This is a genomic window from Burkholderia sp. F1 (assembly GCF_050813845.1).
GTDB classification, from domain to species: Bacteria; Pseudomonadota; Gammaproteobacteria; order Burkholderiales; family Burkholderiaceae; genus Burkholderia; species Burkholderia ubonensis.
Genome location: NZ_CP172422.1, coordinates 3,245,608 through 3,264,156, shown reverse-complemented (window position 1 = coordinate 3,264,156; position 18,549 = coordinate 3,245,608). Strand labels below are relative to the sequence as shown.

Sequence of the window (18,549 nt, the reverse complement as noted above, 5' to 3'; positions counted from 1 at the left end):
GACCGGGTTCAACCCGCGGGTGCGTTGAACGGCTGGGCGATCTTCAGCTCGCGCGCCACCTCGGCGAACAGGATCGGCAAGCGGACCGGCTTCTCCTCGCAGCGCGCGTTGAAGTGCGACACCACGCGCGCGATCTCGTCCTCGCTCGCCTCGCCGGTGGAGATCTTGCCCGTCAGCAGGAAGATCGGCGCGTCGCCATTTTCGCTCGAACGGATGCTGCGCACGAGATCGGCGGCCGTCTGGTCGCCGAGCATCCAGTCGAGGATGTAGCCGTCGAAATCCTCGCGTTCCAGCGCCTTCCTGAACGAATCGCCGTCGTAGTACGGGATCGCGTTCACGCCTTTCTCGATGAAGTACTCGCAGACCGTTTCCGCCACGTCCGGCGAATCGTCGACCACGGCGATCCGCGCCGCGTATGCATGCTGCCGGGTGGAGCGCAGCTCGATCACGTCGACGGGATAGGTGCGGCCTTCATGCGCGTGCTGGCGTTCCATGACGATCCATTCGCCTTGCGACTGGAACGCGACGAAATCCGTTTCGGCCTGGCTGCTGGCCTTCGTCGAGATCGCGGCCCGGCAGCGCAAGCGCCGCGATTCGATGACGAGCGTCGCGTCGAGCATCTCGGCGGCGGCGCCCGCGTGCGCGCCCTTGTCGTCGAGCAGGATCGCGGGCGGCACGCCGAAGTGCGTCGCGATGTCCCGCAACTGCGACAGGTTCCACGGGATCAGGCCTTTCATCTTGCGGGTGACGACGGAAAAGCTGAGGCCGAGCACGTTCGCGATCGTCGTGTTGTGGCTGCGCGGCGGAATGCCGTTCCGGGTCAGGAGGTCGCGCACCTTGGTGGCGGTGATGAGGTCGGCATTGGCCTGCTCGCTGTTGGGCATCTCGGTGAGGTCTCCGGTGGTTTGCGCGTCGAAGCATAGCAAAGCTGACGCGCTATGCAAACTTCAAAATAAGAATCGGCTTGACATGCCATTTTTCTCCATTATTATTGCTCACCACGTCACTGTTGTTTTTCGCGTCATGTTTGGAGGCGCGATAAAACGTGACAAACGAGTCAAAGCAGGGAACCTGAGAGAGCCTTGGGCCGAGCGCCGGCGCTGGTGGATATCCGCCGGCGCCGCGCGCCCGACCGGGTGCGAGTTCACGGGGCGGAACAACTCGATTTGCGGCGCCAATGGAACCAGAGGACCGTAACAATGTATCGCGTTTGCTCGCACCGGGGCTGCTGATGCTGCTGGCCGCCTGCGCGCAGAACCCCTCTGCCACCGGCATGGTGCGCATCTGCGACGAAAGTGGATGTTCCGATCGACCTGAAGATCAGGTTTCCTATCAAAAAGGAGCGCGATGACGATCGGGAGGGGCCACGCATCGCCGCGCTGAAAGAGCGCGCGAAACCCCGGCCGAAGGTCGCTTACGATATCGGGCTGCGCTATTTCCGCGGCGACACGGAGTCGAAGAAGCCGCTCGAGATGGCGCGGGCGGAGAAAAAGGCTGACGAGGAAGACTACAAATGGCGCGCGCAATGGCGTGACGTCTATTACGGCTACTGGTATTCGGGCTATCCGTATACGGCGTCTGGAATCAGACGTACTGGTACGGCTATCGACCGGAGCCGGAAGCATCGGGGCAGCAGCGGGGAGACCACCATCGCGCGCCTTGCCGTCGAGGTTCGCACGGACGCGTAAGCCGGACGTCGACGCTTGAAATCAATAACGACATGAAGACCGTCCTTTCCTCCGACCGTCTCGCACAATGTGCGGTGGCCGCTTCCGTTGCCGCGCATGCGGCGGCATCGTTCCGCCGGGCGGCCAGAACGCCGGCGTGACCGGCGCGGCCGCGGGCGGCGCGAGCGCCGGTGCCGACTCGACGCTCCAGCGCTGCGCGTCGCCGCTCGGCACGATCGCGGTCGACGACGGCCGAGCCCGACTCGCGAGGCTTGACTGTCCGTGCGCGCGGCGCCGTTCGCGCGCACCGACTCGTCGGGTTCGACGAGCTTCAGACGCTCATCAACGGCGAAGGCGCGAAGGGCTCGATGCTGTTCGGCGCCACGATCTCGCGGGGCTGCGCGAGGGACCAGACGCAGTCGCCGACCTTCACGTAGCAGCCGGCCGCGAGCCAGTCGCCGTGCGCCCGCTTCTCCTCTTTTATCCGTTCTCCTGACTGCTCGCTGCACGTCCCGGCTCACGACCGGGACACGTCCTGCCGCGGCTTTTTTTCGCATCGAATTTCGGTCAAGTTCTAAATTGTTATGCATTGATGTTTGACTTGTACGAAACGGTTAATGCAAGGTGGACGCACGCGCAGGCGTTTGGCATCGTCGGAACCACTTCCATTTTTTCACGAGTGAGTTCCGGCAAGGACTCGCGATCCGGATCGGCATCGTTCCGGGGCGCGGCCATCGTCGCACGTCATGTCGCAGAGCCCGCTTCAGTCCCTGCGCCGCTATCTGAGCATTTCGGTGTTCGGTGGCGGCATCGTCGTTACCGTCCTGGTCCTGATCGCTTGCGGTCTCGGGATGGTGTCGATCGTCTCGGCCTATGTCGAGGGAGAACGGCGCAACTATCTGAACGGCCTCGAGCAGACGCTCAACGAAATCCAGGTGAGCGAGACGTCGTTCCGCAACGGCGTCGCGAACGCGCAGTTGATCTGGCGGGAGGCCGACAACGCGCCGGCATCGGTTGTCTACGCGTTCTTCCGCGACGACCAGCGCGTCGCGATCCGGCCGCATCCGTCGCTCGTGCTCGGCGTGCCCGGCCAAACCGGCGAGCGGACCGAGGTGGCGCGCTATCTGTCGCTGTCGGTGCTGCTGTCGCGCATCTGCGCGGCGAGTTCGATCAATCGCGGGCGCACGCTGGAGGGCTACCACTACAGCACGCGCACGGGCATGTTCGGGCTGGTGCCGAACCAGAACCGCGACGATCCCGCGCTGGTTTCGCCCGACGGCCGCGCGCGCGTGCTGGAGGCGCTGCGGATCGATTTCGAGCGCGCGTATCCGGGCGTCGTCGACGCCCGCCCGCACGTGCGCTGGCTGGCGCCGTTCATCGATCCTGTATCGGGGCAGTCGCGCATCCGGATCGCGGCCGAGGCGCACGACGACGGCAAGACGTTCGCCGTGCTCGTCACCGAATACCCGCCTGAGTACTTGCTGTCGTGGCTGACCGACTATCGTCCCGAAGGCGTGTTCTACATCACGACAGCCGATGGCCGGCTCGTCACGATGGATGCGTCCGCGGGCGACGCGGACCGCGTGGCGCGCCTGCTGAAGCTGGCCCCGTGGCGAGGCGGCGCGTCGCCGGGCGCGCCGGTGTTCCGGGACGGCTTCCTGCTGTTTCACGGCAAGCTCGAATCGATGGGCTGGACATTCACGTATGCGCTGTCGTGGGCCGACATCGCGGCCGGCGTCGCGCGTTCGGCCGGCATGCTGGTGGCGGCGATGCTGCTGACGCTCGCGGTCATGTGGGGGCTGCTGCTGCGCTTTCATCGGCGCGAGTTCGCGCCGCTCTACGCGCGCTCGCAGCGCGTGTTCGACAGCGAGGCGCTGTGCCGCAGCGTGATCGAGATGGCGCCGATCGGGCTCGGGCTGATCGCGCGCGACGACGGGCGCTTCATGCTCGCGAGTCCCGCGCTGACGGAAATGGTTGCCCGGATCGGCGGCGACTATCACGCGCTGTCGAACCAGGTGGCCGCGGCCTGGCAGGCGCATGTCGCGAGCGGCGACACGAGCGGCGTGCTGCACGACGATCTCGTGCTGGACGGCGACGAAGCCGCGCACCTGCACCTCGAGTTCATCGCATGCGGCGCGCGCTATCAGGGCGCGGACGTGCTGATCGCCGCGGTCGCAGACACGACCGCGAAGCGGCAGCTCGTGCAGAAGCTCGAAGAGGCCGTGCGCGCGGCCGATTCGGCCAACGCCGCGAAATCGTCGTTCCTCGCGGTGACGAGTCACGAGATTCGCACGCCGCTGAATGTGATCCTCGGCAACCTCGAACTGCTCGAGCGCTCGGCGCTCGACGCGGTACAGCACGGCCGCGTCAGCACGCTGCGCACGTCGGCGACGAACCTGCTCGCGCTCGTCAGCGACATGCTCGATTTCTCGAAGATCGAAGCCGGCGCGATGCAGGTCGAGTCGATCGAATTCGACGTGATCGCGACGGTCTCGCGCGAGCTGAGCGCGTTCGCGCCGATCGCAAAGGCGAAGGGGGTGCAACTGTTCTGCGAGGTCAACGCGTCCGACACGCAGCGAATGCGCGGCGATCCGACGCGGCTCGCCCAGGTGCTCGGCAATCTGCTGAACAATGCGATCAAGTTTACGGACGCGGGCCGCGTGACCGTGCGCGTGGCCGTCGTCGCCGATGGCCACGGCGCGCCGGCGCTGTCGATCGGGGTCGAGGATACGGGGATCGGCATTGCCGACGAGCATCGGCGCAAGCTGTTCAAGGCGTTCTCGCAGGTCGATACGTCGATCTCGCGGCGCTACGGCGGCACCGGGCTCGGGCTTGCGCTGTGCGACCGGCTCGTCACGGCGATGGGCGGCGACATCGAGGTGGCGAGCGAACCGGGCGTTGGCAGTTGCTTCACGATTCATCTGCCGCTCGGCGTGGACGTCGCCGCGCTCAGCCGGCCGCGCGGCGCGCATGCGCGCGCGCTGACGCTCATTGCCGCGCATCCCGAGTGGCGCGAATTCGCATTGCCGCATCTGGATGCGTGGGGATTCGACGTCAGCGTGTACGACAGCCCGTCGAGCCTGCCGGCCGGCTTGACGGGCCCGGTCGTGCTGTTCGGCGATCCCGACACATGGTCGCACGCCGAACTGGACAGCTTGCGCGACTGCGCGCCGCTGATACTCGCCGCGCGCGACGGCCCGCTCGAACCGTACCGCGCGGGCAGCACGGTGGGCGTGTCGAGTTATTCGCTCGGCGGCCTGCGTGCCGCGCTCACGTGCAGCGAATCGTTCGCCGGCGACAGCGCGATCGACGCTTCATCCCGCGGCGAGCCATCGGGCGCCAATATGCCGATCCGGCGAGCCGGGCCCGCGCGGCGGAGTCCGTCCGTCGCCCCTGCATTGCGCGTGCTGGTCGCCGACAACGAGGCCGTCAATGGGTCGATTTTCCGCGAGCAACTGCACGCGCTCGGCTGCAGGGTGGCTGAGGTCGGGTCCGGGCGCGCGGCGCTCGGGGCGCTAGCCGGCGGAAATTGGGACGTGCTGCTGATCGGCGCCGACCTGCCCGACATGCGCGCGCACGTGCTGGCCGAAGCCGTGCGCGGCGAAGCCGTCGCGTGCGATGTGCTGATCGTCACGTCGCACGTGTCGCCCGAAAGCATGAGCCGCTGCATGGCGGCTGGCGTGCAGCGCGTCTTGACAAAACCCGTGACGCTCGCGCACCTGCACGGCGCGCTCGCGCCTGCGTGGAAGCGGCGCGGAGCTGCTCCGGCAAGCGGGACGAGCGCAACGGGCGGGCCGGTCGGTCGCGAAGCGGCATTGCATGACGAGTAACCGACAACGCACACGTCGACACGCATGTTCGAGACAACAAAGGCAGGGTGCCGGCGCCCGTCGCGCGGCATATTTCAAATCACACAGGAGGGGAAGGCCGTGCGTCACTTGGGGAAGATATTCGCACTGTTGATCGATTTTGCGACGCTGTCCGAGAAGTCACGGAAGGAGTTTCTGACGATGATGAACGAGTATCTGCTGATGTCGCCGGCCCAGAGGCGGCGCGCGATCAACGAATGGAAAATGCGACAGGAGGGCTGCCAGCATGACGCACCCGGCGAGTCGATTCGCCGGTAGCGCACGGCGCCGGGCGTGAGCGCATCGAGATAGCGCGGCGTCCGTGTATCGCGTCGCACGGCGTACGATAATGCGCGGGTAAGCCGGTCGGTTCAGGGGAGCCGGTCGTACCGCCACTGCTGTCGCAAATGGTCGGGTAGGGCTGCGGTCGCCCAGGTTCGATCCGGCGAGCGGGCGAGCCGCGTGAGGCGGGCGTCGAAGTGCGTCTGTCACTTTGCGCGCAAAGTGCGCGGATCGGCGCGCGGGCGCGCCCGAACGGCAAACGAAGCCGGAATTATCTTAAAATCGAGTCACTTTTATCCGGCGAGCCGATCGCGACCGACCATCGACAGATGGCGCGAGCATGCTCCCCGTTGCGGCGGGAACCGGATGCGTGACTGAAAGCCTCGGGGAGAAACAGGAACATGGACGAATTCTCTGTGCGCGTGATGGTGGCGGACGACCATCCGGCATCCGCGCTCGGAATGTCGCAGGCGCTGCAAGGCAACAGTACGATCAAGCTGGTGAACGCTGTTTCCAACTCGACGGAACTGGTCGCGGCGCTCGACGCGCAGCCAAGCGACGTGCTCGTGCTCGACTACGTGATGCCCGGCGGCAAGTACGGCGACGGTCTCGTGTTGCTGTCGTTCCTGCAGCGTCGCTACCCCGCGCTGCGTATCGTGACGATCACGATGATCGACAACCCGAGCGTGCTGCGCGCCATCCAGAGGCAGGGCGTGAGCTGCATCCTCAGCAAGTCGGACGCGATCTCGCATCTGATCGGCGCCGTGCATGCGGCGTACGTCGGCGCAAACTACATGTCGCCATTCGTCAAGCAGCTGCTTCAGGACAACGATGCCGCGCCGGTCGCGCGCGCGCTGACCACGCGCGAGATCGAGGTGGTCCGGCTCTTCGGCGCGGGCTATACGGTTGGCGAGATTGCCACCCAGCTGCATCGCAGCAAACAGACCATCAGTTCCCAGAAGTCGAGTGCGATGAAGAAGCTGGGGATCGTCCGCGACGCGGACCTGATCCGCTACGCGGACGAAGGCAATGTGCAGGATCCGCCCGCCTCGGGCGAACCCGCCGCACGTGATTGATGTAGACGCACCGCAGGGCGCCGGCCGCGAGCAGGCGCGCGGCGCGCGCGGCACGGCGCCGAGGCCGTTCCGGCACGCACGCGTGCGGTGCGGCAGTCGTGTGTTCGACGAGAGGCCGCGAGCGCAGGCGAGTGCCGGCCTGCGTTCCGCGACGGCGAAACCCTGGCGAATCGTATGCCCGACAAATTGAAAAGGCTGGCCGCGCAGGCTGCCGCCGTCGGTCGCAAGTCGTTCGACCCAAGCCGGGTCCGGCGCCAGCAGCAGGCGCTGCTGTACGGCGGCGGCGCGGCGATCACTGCATTCATCCTGCTGTGCGCGATGCTCGTCGTGCGGGTTGCCGTCGGCGACTACGTCGAGCAGATGCGCTCGTCGTTCCTGCGGGAAGCGGCGCAAATGCACGGCGAGTTGCAGGTGACGAAGGTGTTGTCGGCACGTCTTGCCGACAACGTGACCGAAGCCAACCGGCTCCCCGAAACCGTGCCGCCGGACGTCGTGCAGCAGTTGCTCGACAACGGTGGCCGGATGAGCTGGCCCAGGCTTGGCGAGCCCGCGGTCACCGTGTTCGCCGATATCGCGTCGGGGCAATCGCCCGACGCGTACCTGCGCCATATCGGCGCGCTCTACCGGCTGAGCAAATCCGCATCGATACCGTCGCCGCTTTCGATTGCCCCGAATTTCACGGCCTACCTGATCGGCGTGAACGGCGACTATCTGATGCTGTTTGGCGCCGAACTGGCCGGACGGGCGCCTGCACGGCTGACCGGGGCCGACCTGAAGGCGCTGACGCGCCGGCTCGCACCGGCGAATGCCGGCGACGGCGTCGTCATCGAGACGCGTGACGATCCGCTGCTCGGCAGGCCTGTCACCCGGTTCGAGCAACAGTTGCGCGGCGTGGACGGAAAGCCGTTCGCGTGGCTCGTCTACAACGCGCGTCCCGAGTTCGACCGGATCATCACATCGCAGACGCCCGACGTGGAGAACGTGCTCGTCGACACGAGCGGGCATATCGTGATCGGACAGCCGCACGACGGCACGCTCGTCGCAAGAACGCTCGAGCGCGTGCTGAATCGGAGCCCGGCGCCGACCATCCCGCATCGCATCGGCGGCCGGTTCGTGCTCGGCGATCGTCTGGCCGGGTCCGACCTCGTTCTGATCAAGACCTACTCGTGGCGAAGCGTGGCGATCGCCAATGCCGCGCGCATCGGCACCACATGCGGGCTGGCGCTGTTCGGCATCGCGGTGCTGTGGACCGCGATCGTCCTGTTCGACCGGCGCGTGCTGCGCCCCGCCAATCGGCGCGCGGTTCGCTTGATCGAAAGCGAGGCGCTCAACCGGACGCTGATTCGCACGGCGCCGGCCGGCCTGGCGCTGCTGTCGCTCGCCGACGGCGACGCGATCGTGCGCAACGACGCGATGGCGGCCTACGACAAGGCCGTGTCGGGGCCGCCGCTCGGCAAGCGGCTGTGGCAGGTCTATCGCGATGCGGTGCGCGAGGGCAGCGTACGCAGGCGGGTCACGCACGAATTCGCGATCGAGCAAGCGGACCACGGCACCGCGTATCTCGACGCGCACATGGTGCGCGCCAAGTACCGCGGCATCGACGTGCTGCTGTGCACGCTGATCGACATCACCGCGCGCAAGGAAGTGGAGGAGACGCTCCGGGAAGCGCGCGTGGCGGCCGAGCATGCGAACAAGGCCAAGTCGACGTTTCTCGCGACGATGAGCCACGAGATCCGCACGCCGCTCAACGCAATCATCGGCAATCTGGAACTGATGGCGCGCGCGTCGCTGCCGGCAGCGGAGCGGCGGCGCTTGAGGACGGTCGCGTCGTCGTCGGACACGTTGCTGCACGTGATCAACGACGTGCTCGACCTGTCGAAGGCCGAGTCGAACCAGATGGTGCTCGAAACCATTCCGTTCGATCTTCGCCGCGTATTGACCGATGTGACCGCGATTTTTCGGCCGCTCGCGGATGCGAAGAACCTCGAGCTTGCTTGTCATGTCGCGCCGGAGCTGGCCGACGGCTACGTGGGCGACCCGACCCGGCTGCGTCAACTGGTGTCGAACCTCGTCAGCAACGCGATCAAGTTCACGAAGCGCGGCGGCGTGACGGTCGAGGCGCGGCTCGCATCGGCCGGCGCGACAGGGCGGCGCGTCGAGATCGTCGTTCGCGATACGGGCATCGGTATTCCCGAGGACAGCATGTCGACGCTGTTCGACGTCTACATCCAGACCGACGCATCGGTCTATCGCCGCTTCGGCGGCACGGGGCTCGGGCTGCCGCTGTGCAAGCGCATCGTCACGCTGATGGGCGGTGAGCTGAGCGTCGACAGTCGTCTTGGCGAAGGCACGACGTTCACCGCCGCGTTGCCGCTGATCGATGCGCCGCTCGGGTGGCGGGCCGACACACTGGAACTGCCGGCGTTCGCGGATGCGGTGCGCGGCTATGGATCCGCTTCCGAAGCAGATGAAGAAACCCACGCGACAGCGGGCGTCGAAACGCGCGCACCGGCCGGGGACGACGAAGAACCGCTGCGCGTGCTCGTCGCCGAGGATCATCCCGCGGGCCGCGCGTTGCTGCGCGACCAGCTCGATGCATTGCGCTATGACGCCACGATCGTTTCCAACGGTGTGGAGGCAATGCGCGCGTACTTCGAGCATCCGTTCGACGTCGTGCTGACGGATCTCGGCATGCCGGAGCTCGATGGTTTCGCGCTGGCGAATTTTCTGCGAGAGCAGGGCGTGACGGTGCCGGTGATCGCGATGACCGCGCATGCGACCGATGAAGATCGCCGACGCTGCGAACGGGCCGGCGCAGTGGAGGTCGTGCTGAAGCCGTTGTCGATCGATACGCTCGAAGCGGTGTTGCGCCGGCATGGCGGGCGGCGGGCGGCGGCGAGCGGTGAGGCACATGCACCGGCGCATGATGGGCCGCCGGTCGTGACCGACGAGATGCGGCAGAAGCTGCGCGCGGCGACGCTGCGTTCGCTGGCGGTGATCGAACAGGCATTATCGGAAAGCGATATCGATGCGATCAAGGTCGAACTGCATTCGATGCGGGGTGGGTTCGCGATGGCGGGTGATGCCGATGCGAGGGACATATGTGCGCACGCTGAGCGGACGCTGGCCGAACGCGGCATTGAGGCGATGAAGGCGGCATGGCCGGCGTTCGAGGCGGGGATCGAACGCGCGCTGGAACGGCTGTCCGGGAGCGAGTCGCGCGGCTCGTCAGAGCCGGTCTGATTTGCGACCGAGTGTGGCGCGGCGTGGGCGCGCCACGGTCGCCGCCCCGCGGTCCCCTGACGCGGCGCATTGCTTGAACAACGGCACAGCGCAGCGCCCGGGAGCCGGAAAATGACTGCCCGGTCGTGCCGTTTTGGCGCATGACACGTTTCGCGACCGCGCATCCCAACATCGCCTTCCCACGGCTGTTCCGAAATCTTCAAACGTCGACCGCCGTATTCTGGTGTCGTTCGATGCCCGTCGGGTGCTTGCGCGCCCCTCCGTCGCCCCAAAACTCAGCACGCTTGATTGTGCGCACCTTCTCAATGCGCCAGATGCCGGTGCGTGCGCGGATGTCCGTTTCCAGCGGTTGTTCCGAACGGGACTAGCCGTGCGCCTTGCCGCTCCTTCCGTCGTCTTCCGATAGCCACCGCCGCCATTGACGTGATCGCGATCCCCGAAACCCGCGTTTGCGCAGGGCACAGGGCCGTGATTCTCGTCGCCCGGTGCGATCAGGGCATCGTAAAAATCGTGAAATCGATTTAACAATCAGAGACTTAATTTTATCGAAAATCAAAATTCGTACTCGTACGATATTTTTTGGCCTGACTATAAAAATCGTCCTATTTATCGTCTGAGACGAGTTATTGAAAATATCGCTAGTGGAATGATCTTCCACGCGGCGAATGCAAATTTAAACCTTGCATTCATTATCGCAATCTTTAATTTATAACCGAGTAACAGTGAAATGAAAAAAATCACGATGATGATGGCGGCAGCCGGTTTGGCATTCGCGGCGATGAACGCTGCTCATGCCGCGGACGGCACGATCAACTTCACGGGCGAGATCGTGGCCGCGTCGTGCGGCATCACGGGCGGCAACGGCACGTCCGTGACGGGCGGCAAGGGTGACCAGTCGATCGACGTCAAGCTGGGCAAGGTCAGTGTGGACACGCTGGGCGGCACCGCCGGCGGCAACATCGCGGCCGGCACCGCGATCAACCTCAACCTCGACTGCGGCGCGACCGCCAAGGGCCTGAACACGGTCAAGGTGCGCTTCGACCCGGCCAGCGGTTCGGGCGTGGACGGCACCAACAACAAGCTGCTGAAGACCACCGGTACGGCCAAGGGCGTGGGCATCGGTATCTACGACACCGCGGGCACGCTGCTGAACCTGAACGCCAACGAGACGTTCGACGCTCCGCTGGTGAAGGGCGGCACCGACGACGCGCCGACCTACACGGCCAACCTGGCGCTGCGCGCCGGCTACGTGAAGGCAGGCACCGACGTCGAGGCCGGTACGGCCAACGGCACGCTGCCGTTCACGCTGACCTACGAGTAATCCACCCCCGGGCGGGGAGGCATTCCCCGCCCGACCAACGATTTCCCATTCGACATGAAACGATTCCACTTTGCCGGGCTGGCCCTGGCCGGTTCGCTGTTGTTGTCTTCGGGCGCTTCGCTCGCTGGCGTCACGCTCGACGGAACCCGCGTCGTGCTGGCCGCGCCGAGCAAGGAGGCGTCGATTCTGGTCCGCAATCGCGCGCCGGCCGACGTGATGATCCAGTCGTGGATGGACGCGAGCGACGGGAAAGCGGACGTGCCGTTCGCGATTACGCCGGCACTCGGCCGCCTCGGCGCGGAGAAGCAGCAGACGCTGCGCGTCCTCTACTACGGTCAGGGCCTGCCGGTCGATCGCGAGTCGGTGTTCTGGCTCAATGTGCAGGAGATTCCGCAGAAGGCCAAGGACGACAACACACTGCAGATTGCCGTGCGCCAGCGCATCAAGTTCTTCTACCGGCCCGCCGGCCTGCCCGGCAAGGTCGACGAAGCACCTGCGCAGCTTCGCTGGAAGCTCGTTCAGCGCGATGGCCGCACGCAGCTCGAAGTCAACAATCCGTCGCCGTACTTCGTCTCGCTGGCTTCGGTCAAGGTGCAGAGCGGCGGCCGGGACTATGCCGCAGAAGCCGAGATGGTGCCGCCATCCGCCACCCGCCAGTTCGCCGTCAAGGATCTGCCGGCCGGCGCCGCAGCAGCGGGCGCCAAGGTCCACTTCGAATCGATCAACGACTACGGCGCCGTCGAACCGCACGACGGCACCACCGCCGGTTGACGCAGGCGGTTCGGCAGGTCGCAGTCGTATCCCTCTTCATCTTCGTTATCCCCGGGCCTTTGCCGTGGGGAGGGGAGTGTTCGCGCTTGCGAATCCGGGCGGGAGGTGAACCAACTTAGAGAAAAGGTTATGGAGAACGTCAGGAAGGAAGTGGATATCTGGACGGCCGCGCAGATCGGCGCACCGTGCCTTGCGCTGCTCGGCCTGGTACTGCCGGCGCAGGGTCACGCGGTGGAGTTCAACGAATCCTTTCTGCGCAAGGGTGAGGGGCCGGTCGAGCTCAGCTATTTCGAGAAGGGCAGCGCGGTGCTGCCCGGCAGCTATGACGTCGACGTCTACCTGAATCACACACTGGTCAAGCGCCAGGACGTCGTGTTCCGCGCGGACGCCGACGGCGCCGTCAAGCCGATGGTGACGCTCGGGCTGTTGCGCGCCGCCGGCGTCAACGTCAAGCGGCTGGAGAAGGACGGGCGCGTCATCGCGGGCGCGGACGATGCGACGATCGTGGACGTGCCCACCGTCGCGGACGGCGCGTCGGTGGAATTCGAGTCCAATACGCTGTCGCTGAACATCAGCTTTCCGCAGTTGTATGTGTCGCGAACCTCGCGCGGCTACGTGGACCAGTCGCTGTGGGACGACGGCATTCCCGCGCTGTACAGCGACTATCAGGCCAGCTACAGCCGCAACGATAGCCACGGCCGCAGCAACGAGTATTACTTCGTCGGCTTGCGCAACGGCTTCAACGTCGGCGGCTGGCGTTTCCGCAACGAATCGACGCTCACCGGCACCACGGGTGCGGGCAGCCGCTTCACCAGCAACCGCAGCTACGTCGAACGCGACATCCGGCGCCTGCGCAGCAAGGTGGCGGCCGGCGAGCTGTATACGTCCGGTGACATCTTCGACAGCGTGCGCTTCGTCGGCGCGCAGATCGGCACCGATCTCGGCATGCTGCCCGACAGCGAAGTGGGCTTCGCGCCGGTCGTGCGCGGGATCGCCGAGAGCAATGCAATCGTGGAAGTGCGGCAGAACGGCTACGTGATCTACTCGACGCCGGTGCCGCCGGGCGCGTTCGAGATCACCGACATCTATCCGAGCGGCTCGAACGGCGACCTCGAGATCAGGATCACCGAGTCGGACGGGCGCGTGCGCCGGTTCACCCAGCCGTACTCGTACCTGCCGGTGATGGTCCGGCGCGGCAGCCTGCGGTATTCATTTGCCGCCGGCCAATATCGCGTGCAGGGCCAGTCGAGCCCGAAGTTCACGCAGGGCACGCTGGTGTACGGCGTGTCCGACAACTTCACCGGCTACGGCGGCGTGATCGCCGCCGACGGCTACGTGGCGGCCGCGCTCGGCATCGGCGTGAACACGCGCATCGGCGGCATGTCGCTGGACGTCACGACGAGCCGGTCGCGCACGTCGGCGGGCACCCGGCAAGGGCAGAGCTTGCGGTTCCTGTATTCGAAGACGCTCTATCCGACCAACACGACGTTCACGATGGTCGGCTACCGCTATTCGACCGACGGCTACCGCACGTTGAGCCAGCACGTGGAGGATACGGACAGCTCGTTCGGGCCGCGCGTCGCGCGTCAGAAAAGCCGCCTCGACGTGAACGTCAATCAGCCGCTCGGCAGCGGCTCGATGTTTGCCGGCATCGGCGACACGACCTACTGGAACGGCGAAGCGCGCAGCCGGCGCTTCCAGGTCGGCTACAGCAACAGCTACAGGAACGTCAGCTACAGCGTGTCGGCATCCCATATCCAGGAGTCGGGGCCTTTCGGGCGCCCGGACACGCAGTTCAGCGTGTCGGTGAGCATTCCGCTGGGCAAGGCGTCGAGTTCGCATCGCCTGTACGCGAACGCGGTGTCGTCGACGCGCGGCGACTTCAACGTGCAGACCGGCGTGTCGGGTTACCTGAACGACAGCAACACGGTCAACTACGGCGTGCAGGCGGGCTACAGCCGCGACGGCGGCGGTTCGGGCGGCGTCAGCGCGGGCTGGGACACGCCGAATGCGAAGCTGGCCGGCAACTTCACGCAGGACCGTTCGGGCCGGCATGTCGACGTGGGCGCGTCGGGCTCCGTCGTCGTGCATGGCGGCGGCGTCACGCTCGGCCAGCCGCTCGGCGAGACGTTCGCCGTGGTCCAGGTGCCGAAGGTGAGCGACGTGACGTTCGGCGGATCGCCGACGGTTCGCACCGACCGCCGCGGCTACGCGGTCGTTCCGTACCTGCAGCCGTACCGTCAGAACTGGCTGAACATCGATCCGTCAAGCGTCGGCACGCATACGGAGATTACCGACAACGCGAAGATGGTGGTGCCCACGCGCGGGGCGATCGTGAAGACCCGCTTCGAGGCGGAGTCGGGCCGGCGCGTGCAGTTCGAGCTGAGTACGGACGAAGGCGGCAAGGTGCCTTTCGGCGCGCAGGCGTACGACGCGAAGGGCAAGCTGCTCGGCATGGTGGACAACCAGTCGCGCCTGCTGGTGTTCGGCATCGAGGACCAGGGCAGCATCGACGTGCGGTGGGGCGACCGGCAATGCACGATCGGCTATGCGCTGAAGCCGCAGAACAAGGAACTGGCTTACGAGCGGCAGGCAGTGAGTTGTGTACGCGCCGGGACGATCACCAGCATCAAGTGATCGCCATCCGGTGACGCCACTTCCTTCGCGGGGGTAACCACCCGTACAGGCCGCGCATCGTGCGGCCCATGCCTACGACGAGCAGGGCAAGGTCGTGGGCCTGATGGAAAACCGGTCTCGCTTGCTGGTGTTCGGCATCAAGGACGAAGACCGCATCGACGTGCGCTGGGGCGACAGCGGTTGTGCGGTGAATTACCAACTGCACCCGCAGAACAATTGGCTGGCGTACAAGCGCCAGCCGGCGCGCTGCGTGCCCGCGGCGATCGCCACCGGCGCCAACTGATCCGTGCCGGGAACACACCGCTGAATTCTGCAGATCGGAGAGACTCTTATGCATCGTGAAACGCATGTTCGCCATCCTTCCCCAGCTTCGACGCGTAGGGGTACCCCGCTGCGCACGGCCCTGCTGGGGCTCATGTTGATCCTTGGCGGCTGGACAACGCATTCCCTGGCTTATTGCGTCCAGAACTCAGGCGTATCGCAGACGTCGGCCACCATTTCCAGCTTGCCCGCGACGACGACCCTCAAAGCCGCGAAGATCGGCGAGATCATGGCCACTGTCGTGGTGAAATCGGGCCAGCACGCCATGTGGTGGTGTGGCTACACCGACGATGCCTGGGGCATGACGGCACCCAAGGGGCTGACCTTGATCGATGAGGCCAAGCAGATCTATGCCTCCGGAATTCCCGGTGTCGGCCTCCGGTTCGGTTTCAAGGCGGATTCCATCAATACCTGGACTACGTATCTCTATCCGCCATTCGATCTCACGGCCAACGGCCAACTCAGGGCATTTTCCGACAGGATGATCATCGAGTTCATCCGTACCGATACGGCCGTCGGCAGAGGCGATCTCACCTTCGACCTGGAGACATCGTTCTACATCGCGACGAATCCGAAGACGTCCATCCCGATTAAAGGGACACGCTTGACGACCAAGATCGACCATTCCGTCTACTACACCAGCTGTTACAACCCGGTTGCCGCTCCTACGATCAACCTGGGCCGTCCCTCCGTGTATGACCTGAAGCGAGGCGAGGTAACCGAGCGGAGCTTTGCGATGGATATCCGCTGCGATGGTATGAACCCCGCGACCAAGCCGCCGGTGAAGATCTACTTCGAAGGCGATGCCGTCCGGGATGGCCTTCTGAGCCTGGATGGCCAGGGGAAGCCCGCTGTGGCAAGCGGGGTCGGCATCCAGGTGGCCAACGATAAGGGCGTGGCGCTGCCATTCAAGAAGGAAAGCGCGCTGCCCCTGACCTGGACCCGAAGCGAGGTCGATAGCGAGTTCTACCGCTTCGCGGGCAAGGCCCGTTATGTTGCCACCGGGGGCGAAATCAAGGCCGGCAAGGCAGATGGCACCCTGACGTATGTGCTCGAATACAACTAGGCCGGACGGTGAGTGACAACTGGACGGCCTGCGGTGAGCGGCGCAACGCTGCCCACCATCGGATGCGATCCCATGGCGGCGAATTTTGTGCGCGCACGATGTGCCGAGTGTTGGGAGGTCATCGCAGCGGCTATTGCATCTGGTAGCGCCAGCGAAAGAAATGGGACGCGGGAAATGACATATCGACCAAAACGAATTATTTCGCCACGCAGCGCGCGTGTCGCCGGGATTGGCCGTGGGCTTGCTGCTGCGTGTTTCCTGGGGCTCATGATTTGGCAGTACGGCACAGCACAGGCGAGCATCAGCTTCGACGGTTTCAACCGGTTCGTGATGGATGGGCAGACCAGCAGGAAGCGAGTCGATATCGTCAACGACGGAACGGAGCCGGCGCTCGTGCAAGTGTCGATCGAATGGGGCGAGCCGGAAGCAGGAAAGGATCTGCCTTTGGTGGTATCCAGTCCGCTGGTGCTGATTCCGGGAAATCAACGGAAGTCCGTCCAGATTCTGTATCAGGGCACCGGGTTGCCGACCGACAGGGAGTCGTATTTTCTTCTCAGCGTGCTCGAGATTCCGCAGCGACCGTCGTTGCCGAATACGCTGCAGATCGCGCTCCGGCACAATCTCAAGTTTTTCTTTCGGCCGCCCCTGGATATCGGCGTACCGGAAGCGGTGGGCAAGCTGGAATGGCTCGCGGTTCGCGACGGCAGCGCCGTGCAGACAAAGGTGCGGAACGATTCCCCGTACTACCTGACATTGACGGATGTCCGCATTGAGGATTCGTCCGGGAATCACTGTGGGGACGTGACCGGGCATCTCATGCTCGCACCATTCTCGCTCCGCCCGGTTGAAGGACACGCTTGTGCCGGTCTACCCGTTCGGGTCGATTTTCAGTATGTCAGCGACGGCGGATTGACGCATCCGCGCACGTCAGGCTTGAAGTTCGCAGACTAGTCTGCCGGGCAATATGTGGAGAAAGACGACTTATGGCAAGTCAAACAATGAAGCGATATAAAACACTGCTCTTGGTGCTTCTGACGAATATCCGCTGGATTCCTTGCTTGTCGGCTTGTATCAGCGTGCCGGGCGATACGGTTGGAAAGCGTGGGAGCGGGGCAATGTTCCCTGTCGGGGCGACGCTTCGAAGCGCGATGGCGAAGCGCACGGTCCGCTGTATTTTCCTGTGCCTGACATTGACACTTTCGCAGGAAAGCTTCGCGCTTGCCTGCCTGAACAATGCCACCAGTAGTTGGACCGGCTTCACCGGCGACGCTTCGCACACCGCCACGATCGCCACATCCGTTGCGGTGCCCAACACGTTGCCCAAGAACACGGTGCTCTGGCGTTCCGATGATATCTCGCTCGACATCACGTGTTGGGCGGATCGGCTTGGGCCGGCCGAATATGTCTATATTTACCTGAGTCCGACCGATCCCGGCTACTCCCAGTTGGGACCGGATCTCGAGCTCGGCGTCAGGCTGAATGGTACGGACTACTATTGCGATAACGGAATGGAGATCAAGGATGGGCGATGCCGCAAGAAGCTCAATCTTTACATTGGTAATTGCGCGCCGAGCCTCATAAACCCAGGCGATTACGGTTGCCCGAGAGATGCGCAGACAATGAAGATGACAGTCAGCTTCTTCATTTCCAAGAAAAGCGCACCCAGCGCGGGAAAGGAGGGGAAGTTGACCGGCGTGGCTGGAAAGTACGGTGCTTTCCAGCTTGACGGCGCGGGTGGCATGAACGACCACATGGCGACGAATTTCCGGCAGTATGTGACCGGGCTGGACCAGCTGCGCTATGTCGCCTGTGCGTCGACGCTGTCCATTTCGCCTGGCACCATCAATTTCGGGAAGGTCGCCGTTGATGCAGCGCAACCCGGGAAGACGATCACGGAAGTGCCGTTCTTCGTGACGGCCCGTAAAAGCTGCGACAGCGTTTACGGTCTTGGCGCGAGGCTGACGCCGCTCAAGGCAACCGTGAGCGCTGACGACAATGCGCTGGTGCCGACCGACAACGCTTCCGTACGCATCTATCTGATGTGGCAGAACGATCGCACCAGCATTCCGTTCAACAAGGAGTTTGTTCTGGTGCCAAGCAGCCGGGACCGGGTGGTGGTGAACAATTTCCTGGCTCAACTGAAGTGGAACAGCGGAAAGATCGTGATGGGGAAATTCAATGCGGGTGCCGCTGTGGATATCTACTATAAGTAACCACGGCGATGGAAGAATGAAGGCTGATGGTGTTCGAACTCGGCGTATGAATACCTCATTCTTCTATCGTCGTCGGCGAAGGATTACCGAACTTGCTCCAGCCG

13 protein-coding genes and 2 pseudogenes are annotated in these 18,549 nt (G+C 64.6%); 14 read left to right on the top strand and 1 reads right to left on the bottom strand.

Features of this window, described 5'->3' with window-relative positions:
- Positions 1-8 precede the first annotated feature (8 nt).
- Complete coding sequence (locus tag ACFIMZ_RS33180) at positions 9-884, bottom strand: response regulator (protein WP_431823653.1); 876 nt, start codon at positions 882-884, stop codon at positions 9-11.
- A 293-nt stretch (positions 885-1,177) separates the two neighbouring features.
- Here ACFIMZ_RS33180 and ACFIMZ_RS33175 point away from each other — a divergent pair.
- The 14 genes and pseudogenes from ACFIMZ_RS33175 to ACFIMZ_RS33110 all read left to right on the top strand — a co-directional run.
- A pseudogene (locus ACFIMZ_RS33175) lies at positions 1,178-1,600 on the top strand (sel1 repeat family protein); the annotation flags it as partial.
- Between the two features lie 120 nt (positions 1,601-1,720).
- Positions 1,721-1,923 (top strand): annotated as a pseudogene (locus ACFIMZ_RS33170) (hypothetical protein); the annotation flags it as partial.
- A gap of 16 nt (positions 1,924-1,939) precedes the next feature.
- On the top strand, positions 1,940-2,104 hold the full coding sequence (locus tag ACFIMZ_RS33165) for a hypothetical protein (RefSeq protein WP_431825459.1): 165 nt from the start codon (positions 1,940-1,942) through the stop codon (positions 2,102-2,104).
- A gap of 309 nt (positions 2,105-2,413) precedes the next feature.
- Positions 2,414-5,497, top strand: coding sequence for an ATP-binding protein (locus ACFIMZ_RS33160; protein WP_431823652.1), 3,084 nt, complete (start codon positions 2,414-2,416; stop codon positions 5,495-5,497).
- Positions 5,498-5,521: 24 nt separating this feature from the next.
- On the top strand, positions 5,522-5,794 hold the full coding sequence (locus ACFIMZ_RS33155) for a hypothetical protein (RefSeq protein WP_431823651.1): 273 nt from the start codon (positions 5,522-5,524) through the stop codon (positions 5,792-5,794).
- A 404-nt stretch (positions 5,795-6,198) separates the two neighbouring features.
- A complete protein-coding gene (locus tag ACFIMZ_RS33150; RefSeq protein WP_431823650.1) occupies positions 6,199-6,873 on the top strand; it encodes a response regulator in 675 nt (224 codons plus the stop codon).
- 174 nt (positions 6,874-7,047) lie between these two features.
- Complete coding sequence (locus ACFIMZ_RS33145; protein WP_431823649.1) at positions 7,048-10,116, top strand: ATP-binding protein; 3,069 nt, start codon at positions 7,048-7,050, stop codon at positions 10,114-10,116.
- 727 nt (positions 10,117-10,843) lie between these two features.
- On the top strand, positions 10,844-11,437 hold the full coding sequence (locus ACFIMZ_RS33140; protein WP_431823648.1) for a fimbrial protein: 594 nt from the start codon (positions 10,844-10,846) through the stop codon (positions 11,435-11,437).
- Positions 11,438-11,491: 54 nt separating this feature from the next.
- A complete protein-coding gene (locus ACFIMZ_RS33135) occupies positions 11,492-12,208 on the top strand; it encodes a fimbrial biogenesis chaperone (RefSeq protein ID WP_431823647.1) in 717 nt (238 codons plus the stop codon).
- Between the two features lie 129 nt (positions 12,209-12,337).
- Positions 12,338-14,845 carry a fimbria/pilus outer membrane usher protein gene (locus tag ACFIMZ_RS33130; RefSeq protein ID WP_431823646.1) on the top strand — a complete coding sequence of 836 codons (2,508 nt, stop codon included), beginning with the start codon at positions 12,338-12,340 and terminating at the stop codon, positions 14,843-14,845.
- 103 nt (positions 14,846-14,948) lie between these two features.
- A complete protein-coding gene (locus tag ACFIMZ_RS33125; protein WP_431825426.1) occupies positions 14,949-15,128 on the top strand; it encodes a hypothetical protein in 180 nt (59 codons plus the stop codon).
- A gap of 48 nt (positions 15,129-15,176) precedes the next feature.
- Positions 15,177-16,232 carry a fimbrial protein gene (locus ACFIMZ_RS33120; protein WP_431823645.1) on the top strand — a complete coding sequence of 352 codons (1,056 nt, stop codon included), beginning with the start codon at positions 15,177-15,179 and terminating at the stop codon, positions 16,230-16,232.
- A 33-nt stretch (positions 16,233-16,265) separates the two neighbouring features.
- Complete coding sequence (locus tag ACFIMZ_RS33115) at positions 16,266-17,183, top strand: fimbrial biogenesis chaperone (RefSeq protein ID WP_431823644.1); 918 nt, start codon at positions 16,266-16,268, stop codon at positions 17,181-17,183.
- Positions 17,184-17,215: 32 nt separating this feature from the next.
- Entirely contained in the window at positions 17,216-18,445 is a 1,230-nt protein-coding gene (locus ACFIMZ_RS33110; protein ID WP_431823643.1) for a fimbrial protein, read from the top strand.
- The last annotated feature ends 104 nt before the right edge of the window (positions 18,446-18,549 follow it).

What these genes read in the sequence shown, in the direction of transcription:
- ACFIMZ_RS33180 (WP_431823653.1), bottom strand. Translation starts at nt 884, where the DNA reads ATGCCCAACAGCGAGCAGGCCAATGCCGACCTCATCACCGCCACCAAG.
- ACFIMZ_RS33160 (WP_431823652.1), top strand. Translation starts at nt 2,414, where the DNA reads ATGTCGCAGAGCCCGCTTCAGTCCCTGCGCCGCTATCTGAGCATTTCG.
- ACFIMZ_RS33155 (WP_431823651.1), top strand. Translation starts at nt 5,522, where the DNA reads ATGTTCGAGACAACAAAGGCAGGGTGCCGGCGCCCGTCGCGCGGCATA.
- ACFIMZ_RS33150 (WP_431823650.1), top strand. Translation starts at nt 6,199, where the DNA reads ATGGACGAATTCTCTGTGCGCGTGATGGTGGCGGACGACCATCCGGCA.
- ACFIMZ_RS33145 (WP_431823649.1), top strand. Translation starts at nt 7,048, where the DNA reads ATGCCCGACAAATTGAAAAGGCTGGCCGCGCAGGCTGCCGCCGTCGGT.
- ACFIMZ_RS33140 (WP_431823648.1), top strand. Translation starts at nt 10,844, where the DNA reads ATGAAAAAAATCACGATGATGATGGCGGCAGCCGGTTTGGCATTCGCG.
- ACFIMZ_RS33135 (WP_431823647.1), top strand. Translation starts at nt 11,492, where the DNA reads ATGAAACGATTCCACTTTGCCGGGCTGGCCCTGGCCGGTTCGCTGTTG.
- ACFIMZ_RS33130 (WP_431823646.1), top strand. Translation starts at nt 12,338, where the DNA reads ATGGAGAACGTCAGGAAGGAAGTGGATATCTGGACGGCCGCGCAGATC.
- ACFIMZ_RS33125 (WP_431825426.1), top strand. Translation starts at nt 14,949, where the DNA reads ATGGAAAACCGGTCTCGCTTGCTGGTGTTCGGCATCAAGGACGAAGAC.
- ACFIMZ_RS33120 (WP_431823645.1), top strand. Translation starts at nt 15,177, where the DNA reads ATGCATCGTGAAACGCATGTTCGCCATCCTTCCCCAGCTTCGACGCGT.
- ACFIMZ_RS33110 (WP_431823643.1), top strand. Translation starts at nt 17,216, where the DNA reads ATGGCAAGTCAAACAATGAAGCGATATAAAACACTGCTCTTGGTGCTT.